This window comes from Lonsdalea britannica (assembly GCF_946477055.1).
In the GTDB taxonomy this organism is placed as follows: Bacteria; Pseudomonadota; Gammaproteobacteria; order Enterobacterales; family Enterobacteriaceae; genus Lonsdalea; species Lonsdalea britannica_A.
The window spans coordinates 1-11,563 of sequence record NZ_CAMKXG010000100.1 but is presented as its reverse complement, the minus strand read 5'-3'; the positions used below and the strand labels follow the sequence as shown (position 1 = coordinate 11,563).

11 protein-coding genes are annotated in these 11,563 nt (G+C 55.2%); 4 read left to right on the top strand and 7 right to left on the bottom strand.

Annotated elements, in window-relative coordinates; genetic code table 11:
* Both Q7O77_RS08740 and Q7O77_RS08735 read left to right on the top strand, forming a co-directional pair.
* Window positions 1–1,070, top strand: a 1,070-nt coding sequence (locus Q7O77_RS08740; RefSeq protein WP_304165870.1) for an aldehyde dehydrogenase family protein, incomplete at its 5' end; no start/stop codon positions are given.
* 148 nt (window positions 1,071–1,218) lie between these two features.
* Complete coding sequence (locus Q7O77_RS08735) at window positions 1,219–2,211, top strand: acyltransferase (RefSeq protein WP_304165868.1); 993 nt, start codon at window positions 1,219–1,221, stop codon at window positions 2,209–2,211.
* Here Q7O77_RS08735 and Q7O77_RS08730 read toward each other — a convergent pair.
* Window positions 2,208–3,122, bottom strand: coding sequence for a GlxA family transcriptional regulator (locus Q7O77_RS08730; RefSeq protein WP_304165866.1), 915 nt, complete (start codon window positions 3,120–3,122; stop codon window positions 2,208–2,210). The two genes, Q7O77_RS08735 and Q7O77_RS08730, sit on opposite strands and share 4 nt — an antisense overlap.
* 7 nt (window positions 3,123–3,129) lie before the next feature.
* A complete protein-coding gene (locus Q7O77_RS08725) occupies window positions 3,130–3,681 on the bottom strand; it encodes an isochorismatase family protein (protein WP_304165864.1) in 552 nt (183 codons plus the stop codon).
* 385 nt (window positions 3,682–4,066) lie between these two features.
* Here Q7O77_RS08725 and argG point away from each other — a divergent pair, with 385 nt between their 5' ends.
* Window positions 4,067–5,419, top strand: coding sequence for an argininosuccinate synthase (gene argG, locus Q7O77_RS08720; RefSeq protein ID WP_085650713.1), 1,353 nt, complete (start codon window positions 4,067–4,069; stop codon window positions 5,417–5,419).
* Window positions 5,420–5,802: 383 nt separating this feature from the next.
* Here argG and Q7O77_RS08715 read toward each other — a convergent pair whose 3' ends face one another.
* Complete coding sequence (locus Q7O77_RS08715) at window positions 5,803–6,360, bottom strand: helix-turn-helix transcriptional regulator (protein WP_085650714.1); 558 nt, start codon at window positions 6,358–6,360, stop codon at window positions 5,803–5,805.
* Window positions 6,361–6,846: 486 nt separating this feature from the next.
* On the opposite strand from Q7O77_RS08715, the gene Q7O77_RS08710 reads away from it, so the two are divergent.
* On the top strand, window positions 6,847–7,602 hold the full coding sequence (locus tag Q7O77_RS08710) for a 4'-phosphopantetheinyl transferase superfamily protein (RefSeq protein ID WP_304165860.1): 756 nt from the start codon (window positions 6,847–6,849) through the stop codon (window positions 7,600–7,602).
* A 601-nt stretch (window positions 7,603–8,203) separates the two neighbouring features.
* Here Q7O77_RS08710 and Q7O77_RS08705 read toward each other — a convergent pair.
* The 4 genes from Q7O77_RS08705 to Q7O77_RS08690 form a co-directional block, all read right to left on the bottom strand.
* Window positions 8,204–9,139: a 3-oxoacyl-ACP synthase gene (locus Q7O77_RS08705; protein WP_304165857.1), complete on the bottom strand. Its 936-nt coding sequence runs from the start codon at window positions 9,137–9,139 to the stop codon at window positions 8,204–8,206.
* Between the two features lie 35 nt (window positions 9,140–9,174).
* Window positions 9,175–9,486, bottom strand: coding sequence for a hypothetical protein (locus Q7O77_RS08700; protein WP_304165854.1), 312 nt, complete (start codon window positions 9,484–9,486; stop codon window positions 9,175–9,177).
* 296 nt (window positions 9,487–9,782) lie between these two features.
* Window positions 9,783–10,550: an EAL domain-containing protein gene (locus Q7O77_RS08695; protein WP_304165852.1), complete on the bottom strand. Its 768-nt coding sequence runs from the start codon at window positions 10,548–10,550 to the stop codon at window positions 9,783–9,785.
* A gap of 337 nt (window positions 10,551–10,887) precedes the next feature.
* Entirely contained in the window at window positions 10,888–11,532 is a 645-nt protein-coding gene (locus tag Q7O77_RS08690) for a 3-keto-L-gulonate-6-phosphate decarboxylase UlaD (RefSeq protein WP_304165872.1), read from the bottom strand.
* Window positions 11,533–11,563: the final 31 nt, after the last annotated feature.

The following is an 11,563-nucleotide window of genomic DNA, read 5'->3' as shown; positions in this document are numbered from 1 at the left end:
TCCATGAACCGCTCGGCGTCGTCGGGCAGATTATCCCCTGGAACTTTCCGCTGCTGATGGCGTGCTGGAAAATGGCGCCCGCGCTGGCGGCGGGCAACTGCATCGTACTGAAGCCCGCGAAGCTGACTCCGCTCTCCGTCCTGCTGCTGATGGAAATGATTCAGGATCTGTTGCCGCCGGGCGTGATCAACGTGGTGAACGGCGCGGGCGGACAGATCGGCGAATATCTGGCGACGTCGCCGCGGATCGCCAAGGTCGCGTTTACCGGCTCGACCGAAGTGGGCCAGCAGATCATGGGCTATGCCGCGAAGAACGTCATTCCGGTGACGCTGGAACTGGGCGGGAAATCCCCCAACATCTTCTTCGCCGACGTCATGGACAAAGAAGACAGTTTCTTCGACAAAGTGCTGGAAGGGTTCTCCCTGTTTGCCTTCAATCAGGGCGAAGTCTGTACCTGCCCGAGCCGGGCGCTAGTGCAGGAGTCGATCTACGAGCGCTTTATGGAGCGCGCCATCAAGCGGGTGGAATCTATTCGCGTCGGCAATCCGCTGGACGCCAACACCATGATGGGGGCGCAGGTATCGTCTGGACAGCTGGATACCATCCTCAACTATATCGATATCGGTAAGAAAGAAGGGGCGCAGGTGCTGACCGGCGGACGTCGCAAGGCGCTGAACGGCGATCTGACCGAGGGCTACTATCTGGAGCCGACGGTTTTGCAGGGCAAAAACAACATGCGAGTCTTCCAGGAAGAAATCTTCGGGCCGGTACTGGCGGTGACGACGTTCAAAACGCTGGATGACGCGTTGGAAATCGCCAACGACTCGCCTTATGGTCTGGGGGCGGGCGTATGGAGTCGTAATGCGAACATCACCTACCGCATGGGACGCGGCATTCAGGCCGGACGCGTGTGGACCAACTGCTACCACGCCTATCCGGCGCATGCCGCGTTCGGGGGTTACAAACAGTCCGGCATCGGGCGGGAAAACCACAAGATGATGCTGGAACACTACCAGCAGACTAAATGCCTGCTGGTCAGCTACTCGGACAAACCGATGGGGCTATTCTAGGCATCGCAGAGTCAGGCGTTAAACCAACAGGGCTGCCTCGGCGGCCCTGTTGGTGTTCTGCCGAATATTTTGGCCAGCATCACATTGAGTTGCCGCGGGGCTCCCTATAAGCTGTTTATTATTGAATAAAAATAGGGCGAGGGCGCGGATGACCGACAGGATCGGCTGGGTGGATAACCTGCGGGCGATAGCGTGTTTGATGGTGGTCATGGTCCACAGCGCCGCAGGGTATGTCACCGACGGCGGTGCGCCGGGGAACGTCTATTGGGACGTCGCCAATCTGCTGGATTCCGCCTCTCGCGTCTGTGTGCCGTTGTTTTTCATGATTTCAGGCTACCTGTTCTTCGGCGAGCGGCAGGCTCAGGGCAAACACTATCTGCGCATCGGTTGCTGCCTCCTGTTCTACAGCCTGCTGGCGCTGTGTTATATGGCGTGGCTCACCCCCATCAATCCGTGGCTGGCGCTGCGAGACAGCTTGCAAAAACCGGTGTTTTATCACCTGTGGTTTTTCTACGCCATCACCATCATTTATCTGTTTTCTCCATTGATTAAAGTGCGTCAGGCGTCAGGTTATACGCTGGCGGCGGCGATTGTATTATTGGCGGTGGTCGCCAACCCTAATATGCCCGCCGTGATGGACGGTCAGCATCAGATGTTGCCGGTAAACCTGTATATGTTTGGCGACACGGTCTATTACCTGCTGTACGCCATCACCGGCAGGATTATCGGGATGATGACGATCCCTCGCTGGGCGGCGCGCTCGGCGCTGGGTGTCTTCGCTCTAGGAGCGGTGCTGGTGACGCTCGGGACTCGCCATTTGACGCTCGTCAACGGCGACTTTGATCAGACTTACTATCTTTACTGCGGGCCGCTGGTGTTCCTGGCCGCCTCTGGTCTGCTGGTTAGTGGAAAATACTACCTTAACTCGGCGCCTTTGCCGGGACTGGCGCTGATCGCACGCCATTCTCTGGCGATTTACGGCGTTCACGCGCTGGTGATCCACTATTTGCGCACGCATCAACTGACGCTGGAAAGCTCCCCGGTGGCGGATATTTTTTACGTCTTTGCGATGGCGCTGGCGGTCGGCCTGCTGTTTTCACTGATGCTACAGCGCTTCGATCGCCGTCGTCTGGTGAGCTAGGGCTGACGCGACTGAGCCCGGCGCAGCTGACGCGCCGAGGAGAAGCCGGCCAGCAACGCCGCTTTCTCCACGCCGATGCCCTGCCTGATTCGCTGTTCCGCCACGGTAAGCCGCAGCTGTTCGTGATACTCGCGCACGGTAATCCCGACATGTTCCCGAAACAGGCGCGTCAGGTGGCGGCCGCTCACATGTACGCGGTCTGCCAGCTGGTCCAGCGGCCACGAGGATTCTGGCGCCGCGGCCAGCAAATCCTGCGCGCGGTGGATCACCGGATGCATGTGATTACGGTGCTGTAGCCAGGGCGATAGCTGGTCGTCGTTGCCTGCGCGGCGGAAGTACACCACCATCTCCCGGGCCACCTGCAAAGCGTGCAAGTTGCTCCGGAACCGGGCGACCAGATGCAGCGCCAGATCAATACCGGCGGTGATCCCCGCGCTGGTGTAAACGTTGCGATCCTCCACGAAAATGCGATTTTCTCTGATTAACGCCGCCGGAGCCTGTTCGGAGAGACGGTCGAGGATATCGTGATGCGTGGTGCACTGGTAACCGTCCAGCAGCGTCGCCTGCGCGGCGAGCAGCGAGCCAGAGCAGATGCAGACCAGCGTCAGAGTTTGGTGCTCGAGTTCAGACCGCCGCTCGCGCAGCCAGTCACGGGCAATCTGGGCCAGCGGCGTGGCGAAATAATGTTCGGACGGGGTGACGCCGGGGACAATTAAAATGCTGTCCGGCGGCATCGGGGTTGGCAGCGGTTCCAGCTGATTGAGCGTCAGTCCAATAGAACAGCGCAGACTCTCCACCGGACTGATGTAATGCAGGTCAAAGTCGCCGGCCAGGCGTAACGCTTCTGCCGGTCCGGCGATGTCGAGCGACAGTACGCCGGGCAACATTAAAAAATAGACCTGACGTGCCATGCCGTGTTTACTCCGTCGGGGTCAACGTCGCCAGACATGCCTCGACGCTGCTTAGGGTCGCGAACCGGTTAACCAATACGGTTTCGGTATGATGTTTCAGCTCGCTGGCGCTCAGCGTTTTGCCGTCGTGCGTCATCGGGAAGGTCAGCGTTGCTTCAGTCACGAACGTTACCTGATAGCCCAGATCGGACGCAACCCGCGCGGTGGTTTCGCAGCACTGTTCGGTGCGCATGCCGCAGATGATCAGATGGTGAATTCCTTCCTGCTGCAACCATTCATGCAGTCCTGAGTCAGTCAGGGCGTTGTGAACGTGTTTGTAGACTTGTTTATCCGGCTGATGATGGAGAAAACACTGCCGCGTGACGAAGCCTGACTCCCGCGAGAAAGGACCCTCTTTCGCGACGTGAAATACATCCACCAGCGCGACATTTTGCCGTTTACAGCCATCGATCAGGCGCAGCAGCGCTGCCTGAAATGCCGGGAGATCGTCTTCCTGCCAGAAAGGGCGATGTAAGAAAGAATCTTGTACATCAATAACTAACAGTGCAGTGCGCGACATGGTTTATCTCCTTGTTCATGATGTTGGCTATCATGCGCCCAACGTTAAAACGAGAGAAGGCCAAATCCGGACACGATAGGGCTAAATCCGGACCAGAGAGACATCGGCGATGTTTCGCCGACGGATCGTGATGTCAGGCCAGAATGAATTTTTTGCCGAAATCCTAACGAGTCTCTTCCTGTCCGGTGGAAAAGATGTTTAAATTATAAATCATATATTCTGCATAAATATTCATTGCGGAGTACGCGAGGAAAATGCCGTCGACAGAGTGAAGTGCCGCGATCTTCTTCTGCATTGTGTCCAATTTAGTGCGGCGTAACCTACGTAATTCGGCGTTGGAGTGGTTACACTCAATGCCATCTAACTCGAGCAGGGATTAATTGTTATGACGACGATTTTGAAGCATCTTCCGGTTGGTCAACGTATCGGCATCGCTTTCTCCGGAGGTCTGGACACCAGCGCCGCCTTGCTGTGGATGCGTAAAAAAGGCGCGGTGCCTTACGCTTACACCGCGAACCTGGGTCAGCCAGATGAAGAGGATTACGACGCGATTCCTCGTCACGCCAAGGAATATGGCGCGGAAAATGCGCGCCTGATCGATTGCCGTAAGCAGCTGGTTGCCGAAGGCATCGCCGCGATCCAGTGCGGTGCTTTCCATAACACCACCGCCGGTATGACCTACTTCAACACCACGCCGCTGGGCCGCGCAGTGACCGGCACCATGCTGGTGGCCGCCATGAAAGAAGACGGCGTGAATATCTGGGGCGACGGCAGCACCTACAAAGGCAACGACATCGAGCGTTTTTATCGCTATGGGCTGCTGACCAACGCTGAACTGCAAATCTACAAACCTTGGCTCGATACCGACTTCATTAATGAACTCGGTGGTCGTCAGGAGATGTCCGAGTTTATGGCCGAAGCGGGCTTCAGCTACAAAATGTCGGCGGAAAAGGCTTACTCCACCGACTCCAACATGCTGGGCGCGACGCATGAAGCGAAGGATCTGGAGTTCCTGAACTCAAGCCTGAAAATCGTCAATCCCATCATGGGCGTCAAATTCTGGGACGAAAATGTCAAAGTCCCTGCGGAAGAGGTCACCATCCGCTTTGAACAAGGGCATCCGGTCGCGCTGAATGGAAAAACCTTTGCAGACGACGTCGAGCTGATGCTGGAAGCCAATCGTATCGGCGGCCGTCATGGTCTGGGTATGAGCGACCAGATTGAAAACCGGATCATCGAAGCGAAAAGCCGGGGCATCTATGAAGCGCCGGGGATGGCATTGTTGCACCTCGCCTACGAGCGTCTGGTCACCGGCATTCACAACGAAGACACTATCGAGCAGTACCACGCGCACGGTCGTCAGCTGGGCCGTCTGCTGTATCAGGGGCGTTGGTTCGATCCGCAGGCGCTGATGCTACGTGACGCGCTGCAGCGTTGGGTCGCCCGTGAAATCACCGGCGAGGTCACGGTTGAACTGCGTCGCGGCAATGACTTCTCCTACCTGAACACCGTGTCCGACAATCTGACCTACAAGGCTGAGCGTTTGACGATGGAGAAAGGCGACTCTGTCTTCTCGCCGGATGACCGTATCGGCCAGCTGACCATGCGTAATTTGGATATCACCGACACGCGTGAAAAACTGTTTAGCTACATGGAAAGCGGCCTGCTGATCACGGGCAGCGCCGGTGTTCCGCAGGTAGAAAGCGGTGAACTGCTGCAGGATAAAACCAAAAAATAAGCGTCGGGCTTTCGGCTGATGCATTAAAAAAGGCATACCTCGGTATGCCTTTTTTGTCGCTATCGCGAGGGGTTAGGCGTTGCCCGAATGGGCTTCTGCTCTCTGAGCATCATTTCCCCCTAGCCTCCGCTTATCTCATTTTCGCGCTGAACAACGTGGGTGAGGGAGCCGTTTCAGCAATCAGGGATAAAAACGGCCTCTATTTCTTGGCAAAGTGTTTGTAAACGTTAGGGTATGTGTCAAAAGCAGGCGGATCGCGGCACCCTCGTTACACGGGACTGTACGCATGATTTCGGACCTGACTCACCGCGATGTTTCCTCCGTCACTAAAATAAAAAAATCCCGTGAGGGACTTTTTTTCGTGTGCTCTTCGAACAAGAGCGTTAATTAGACAGATTGTGGATGTTATCCAGCAATACATGACGGGAAAACAGGTGACGTTGCTTTCCGAAAATAATATCGAAGCTCATATTGCTAATAAAGCGGGGCGGCTCGCGATCGGACGAGACGGTTTTCCGATATTTCAGCGGCGGAATATTATACGTTTTCGTAAAGCAGCGGGAAAAATGAGGCAACGAGGAGAAACCACAGGCATAACAAATATCGGTCAGAGACCAGTTGGGCGAGATATGAATAATCTCTCTCGCCAGGGTGACGCGAACGCGCCAGATCCATCGCATGGGCGTAATATTATAGACTTGATTAAATAAGCGGCAGATATCGAATTTCGATTTGCCACTCACGGTTTCGAGTTGTTCCAGCGTGATGTTATCGCCGATATTCTCAATAATGTAGTCGATAATCCCGACCAGACTTGTTGCTTTATTATTGTTTTCCAAGGTCTTTTTTAAGTTCGGGTGACGACGATACATGTCCTGAATAAGATTATGGTTGAAGCTTTCATTATCCAAGGTGTGGGGGTAGGCATTATGTAGATTCATGGTGTCATCCAAAAATGTATTTACCGTGCCTGGAGCGGTTAATAAAAATGCTAAAAACGGCGTTGGTATTGGGTTGTTAATTATTGTCATTGCTGTCATTGACAGGGGTACTCACGCAAATTGTGTGCCATATTTGGAATGGCCTTTTTCAGCGGGATACGTAACGTTTTTTCCACTCGGCATTCCATTTTTGGGATGACGACATTTCGTTATTGGGATTGCTCGTCTCGAAAATGGTCAGCGTTCTTCGCGTGATTGGAATGGAAACGGCAGGATTTCGTTAACATTCATCTCTAAAGGTAATGCCGCCAAAATATCCACGCCGACCGGTCAAAAATACATCGTGATGAGACGTTGCGATGTATGCGTTTACATCAGACGTTCGTGATGTCGAGCCGATGGCTTTTAGGCGTCGTGGCAAACAAGGATGACAACGTGAATAAGGTGAACAGGGAAAGCGGGATAAATCGGAGGGTGAGAGCAGACATGAGCCAGGAAAGCCGGATGGATTTCTGTGGTAGCGCTGAGCATCGCGAGCAAGATCTGGCGAACCCGCAGTGTATCGTGATCCATCGGCAGACATTGGATCGCCCGGAAATGTCTGCAAACGTGCGTTTGGCCTGCCGAATGTCGCCGTACGACGCGCTCACCGACAGCACATTGGCGGAGGGGATTCTTCGATGCCTGCTGTCGCCGCTGTGTCACGTGTTGCCGCACGAGCTGACGTTTGCTCGTAACCCGTTCGGCAAACCTTTTCTGCCCCAATACCCACAGCTTCACTTCAACCTGTCGCACACTCAGGCCGCTTTTGCTTTCGCCATCGCACAGGGTGACGCGGTTGGGGTCGACGTTGAGGGAAATCGAGGGCGAGTCGAGCATAAACGCGGCGTGGCGAAACGCTTTTTCCATCCTGATGAAGCCGACTGGCTGGCGCAGTTTTGCGACGAAGAGGCGTATGTGCAGGCTTTTATTCGGATATGGACGCGCAAAGAGGCCTATCTGAAGGCGTTAGGGCTTGGCCTGAGCAAACCGTTGGACTCGTTCAGCTGCCTGATGCAGGAGAACGGGCGGATTCAGGTGCAGGATGACGCTCAGCCCGCCAGCGCGCAGATGGAAGAAGTCTGGTTTGACGAAGAGAGCATGGCGCTCAACTGTTGCCTATTGTCGTCCGACGAAACGGCCTTGAGTTGGCGGCTTGCCACGCTGACGGAACCGGATGCGTTAATGGATTGGCGGAAATAATACCGGTGCAAACTAAACTGGCAGGATGGCGCTCGTGCGCGATCTCAACGGTATGGCTCTCGTAGCAGGCCGGTCCGGGCGTTGCAGCAGAGGTTGTAGCAGAGAGTGTGAGGCGATAATGACGGGTAGGTTTCCCGTCATTGACGAGAAAGAGAAGAAGGCGCCCTTTGCGGATGTCCCGATCCGCAAAGGGCGTAGCATCCATGGTTTTCTCCGGCGCCGACGCGCAGATCACCGTGAGTGATATGCACGCAGAGCTTCAGCCGAAAAAGAAAGCGTTCCCATTCCGATCTTCATCTCCCGTCATCCCGCTGGAGCATGAGAGTAACCGGCATAGGCAGACCATCAACATCCTTGCTGATACCGTAACGATCCGTCTTCATCCCTGTTCGAGCGGCGCAATCCTGCGCTCTGATCGTGACGTTTATACATCCTTGTATATTTTCGCCTGCTTATGCCAGCGAAAACGCTTCCTTGAAAAGATTATGCCCGGTGCCCGCGGGCATTGTTGTCTGAAATTGTGAGATAGGAAAATAATTGCAATGTGCACGATAAACGCTGTGCATTGTGGTGCGAGGTATTGGCTGATGGCGAGTCAGCATCATTCCGCATGATAAGAAACAGAACAGCTGCCATAGGCGGCTCCCAGCCCTACGGACAGCATCACGTGCGGTTGCCCGGCACGGATAGCGGGAATGGCGGCGGGCAGCAGGAGAAGGGGGTCTACGGTGCAGCAGTGGCCGATATCCGGCAGCAGGCCGAGCGAGATGGCCGCGCACGGTAGTTGGCGGCGGCGCGCATAGCGACGCCAGCTGATGCGATTGATGTTGTGAGGCAGCAGCGACAGGCTATCGGGATCGCCTGCCTGGGCGCCCGCCAACGCCTCTGCCACCATGCCGTCGTGGGCCCGATAAAACGCCGTCTTCGCCTCCCGTCCGCTATTCAGCCCATCATAAAATTCCAATCTCTGGCCGAGAAACGGTTTCCCCAACCGTAAACCCGCGCCTTCATGCTCCAGCAGCAGCGCGGCGAAGGCATCGCCAATCAGCGTGTAGCCCGGCACGTAGCGCCGCGAGGCGCCCAGCGGCGACAACGTATCGCCGGCGATAATAGCGACGCGTTTTGCCTGCTGTTCCTCCAGTAGCCGATGAGCATGCGCCAGCGCCCAGAACAAGGTCGCACAGTGCTGTTGGTCCAGTTCGAGGCAGTGCGCCTCGGCGCTGACAAACGGATGGCGTTGTTTCAGCTGTGTCAGCCACGCGGGATGTTCGCATGATGACTCCGGCATGCCGTGTACATAAATCAGCGCATCAATCGGGAGGTCAGGTCCAGATGACTGTTGCATTAATCGGCTAAGGAGTTGATAGAAAACGCCATAAAGAGAAACGGTCGCTTCCAGCGCGGCAATGCGGCGAAAGCCGAACAGTTGGCAGAACGTATTGGCTTCGCGGGGGCTATACCCCGTTTGAGTGATGATCTCCTCGGCATTCAGGCGAGCCGACGGAACCCAGGTGGCCAACGTATTGATGTGCATCATGCTTTCTCCGTCCTGATCGCAGCGGGGTTCCGGCATTAAACATGGCAGGTTTTTTGGTGCAGAAAGTGCGTCAGGGTATCGAGGGTGTGAAAGGCGTCGAAAACGTTTTCATCCATCAGATCGAACAGTTCCCCCGTTAGCTTGCCGTGTGCTTCATAGCGATCGCTAAGGACGGCAATCAGGCTGATGAGATTGACGGAATCCAGCAGACCGTCATGGGCGTACATTGGCGCGCCCTGAAATATGGCGTTGATGCGTCCCTGATCCACACCGATGGCTTTCAACAGCTCGCGTACGAGCAAATGTGTTGCATCGTCACGCTGATGCCCAGACTCTGAGTGCTCCATACAAACTCTCCGACTCGCTGTATTGAGCGCAGTATAACGGTCGACCCGGGGGCAACTTGTTCGAAATTGCATTCGGCGAGTTATGGATTTTTGTGTACGAATTTAGGCTAAATATGTGTGTTTTAGCGCTTTATGCCCGACGATGGTGAGAGTGCCTGTCGCCGATAAAGCGAGCGTTAAAAGCGGAAAGTAAGAGGATGCCGGTGAAAGGTAAGCGATACCATTAAAAAACCCGCTGGACGGTCGAAGCCGGTTCAGCGGGTTTGTGTGTCGCGCGAAGCGCCTCGTCTTCGGTGCTAAATAAGGCTGGTATCGACCTCTGGCAGAGACTCGAAACCGGGTCTGGCAAAATAATATCCCTGAGCGAAATCAATCCCGATTCCTTTAAGAAAATGATATTCCTTTTCTGTTTCAATGCCTTCTCCCAGCACTCTGATATTCAACGCTTTCAGCATGCTGACACAGTGGGTGACGATGGTCTGGCGTGTTGCATCCTGATCGATGTCGCGGATCAGCGCCATGTCCAGCTTGACGATATCCGTTTGAAAATCCGCCAGCAGATTTAGCCCGGAATAACCCGACCCAAAGTCATCAATCGCCGTCTTGAAGCCCAGCTTTTTGTAGCATTCAATAATCGACTGTATGCGTTTGCTGTCTTTGGCCTGCTCGTTTTCGGTGAACTCGAACATGATGTTCTTGATAGGGAACTGATACTTTCTGGCCGCTTCCAACGTCGAGCGAATGCAACGTTCGGGGCGATAAATCGCATTGGGCAGAAAGTTGATGCTCAGCATGCCGGACAACTTCAGTTTGGCTGCAAGCGCGATGGCCTTGATTCGGCAGAGCTGGTCGAAGCCGTAGCGTTTGTCATTGCTGATTTGCGAAATAATGCTGAAGGCCGACTCGTTATTGCAGCCTCGAACCAAGGCCTCGTAGCCGAACACGCGTTTAGTCACGCAGTCTACGATAGGCTGGAACGCCATGGTGAAGTCGAGACCCAAATTATGGCTGTCCGCGCAGTGAGCGCAGCGGGACGACATAAAAGGGGGCGATTGGGAAGTCATGGTTAGGGATTTCCTGGATTAGGGAAAAAATGGACGCGTTCACCCGCCTGAAGCGGGGCGATAAGATCGTGACGCCCTCTAATAAATGTATAGCTTGTAAGCTGATGAACTGCGTTCACATGGCAATTTATCGGCAATATTCGCGTAAGAATTAAGGGAAGTTGCCCGGATAACGCGTAAAGAAACGCAAATGGCGGGTTATCCGGGTGATAAGCATCACGATATTCAGTACGGGTCGGGAAAGACCGTTGCGATGGCGGCGGGTGGGGGCGGGGCGCAATTTCGGAGAAGCAGGCCCGCCCGTGGATAATCCCCCAAGGGCGGACATCAGGACGGTTTACCAGTAGCGCACGATTTCCTGACGCAGGGCATCAGCGATGGCGCTGCCGTCATCCCCGGCTAACGCTCGTCCGGCGATAAATGTTTTGGCGTTAATCCCACGGAAGTGCTGCAACGCCTCCGGCACGATACCGCCCGTGATCGACACCTCAAACCCCATCTCCGACAGGGTATGCATACGTTGGATGTCTTCCGGCGTCCAGCCGACTCCGGCCAGCTCGGCGTCTCGCGAGCGGTGATAAATCGCCTGCGTGATGCCGAGTTTTCGCCAGGCCTGCGCGTCTTCCCACGTCCAGTGGCCGTAAAGCTCCATCTGAATTTCTCCGTGGTGCTCGTCCGCAATGCATTTACAGGCGGTGATTGTGGCGATGTGGGCCGCGGCCGACACCGTGATCCAGTCCGCGCCTGCGGTAAAGGCCATCTCCGCCAGAATGGCGCCGCCGTCGGTGGTCTTCATATCGCAGACCAAAATATGATCCGGATACTGCTGGCGCAGCGTACGGACGGCATTCATCCCTTCAGCGAAGGCCAGTATGGTGCCGACTTCAATGACATCGACATACTCCGCCACGCGGGCGGCGAGATCGACCGCGGTGGGAAGGTCCGTGGAGTCCAGAGCAATCTGTAGCAGGGGTTGAGTCATGGTGTGAGCATCCTTTTTCAATGTTGAGGCG

Excerpts from the sequence above, each read along its gene's own strand:
- Q7O77_RS08735 (WP_304165868.1), top strand. The coding sequence starts at position 1,219 with ATGACCGACAGGATCGGCTGGGTGGATAACCTGCGGGCGATAGCGTGT.
- Q7O77_RS08730 (WP_304165866.1), bottom strand. The coding sequence starts at position 3,122 with ATGGCACGTCAGGTCTATTTTTTAATGTTGCCCGGCGTACTGTCGCTC.
- Q7O77_RS08725 (WP_304165864.1), bottom strand. The coding sequence starts at position 3,681 with ATGTCGCGCACTGCACTGTTAGTTATTGATGTACAAGATTCTTTCTTA.
- argG (WP_085650713.1), top strand. The coding sequence starts at position 4,067 with ATGACGACGATTTTGAAGCATCTTCCGGTTGGTCAACGTATCGGCATC.
- Q7O77_RS08715 (WP_085650714.1), bottom strand. The coding sequence starts at position 6,360 with ATGAATCTACATAATGCCTACCCCCACACCTTGGATAATGAAAGCTTC.
- Q7O77_RS08710 (WP_304165860.1), top strand. The coding sequence starts at position 6,847 with ATGAGCCAGGAAAGCCGGATGGATTTCTGTGGTAGCGCTGAGCATCGC.
- Q7O77_RS08705 (WP_304165857.1), bottom strand. The coding sequence starts at position 9,139 with ATGATGCACATCAATACGTTGGCCACCTGGGTTCCGTCGGCTCGCCTG.
- Q7O77_RS08700 (WP_304165854.1), bottom strand. The coding sequence starts at position 9,486 with ATGGAGCACTCAGAGTCTGGGCATCAGCGTGACGATGCAACACATTTG.
- Q7O77_RS08695 (WP_304165852.1), bottom strand. The coding sequence starts at position 10,550 with ATGACTTCCCAATCGCCCCCTTTTATGTCGTCCCGCTGCGCTCACTGC.
- Q7O77_RS08690 (WP_304165872.1), bottom strand. The coding sequence starts at position 11,532 with ATGACTCAACCCCTGCTACAGATTGCTCTGGACTCCACGGACCTTCCC.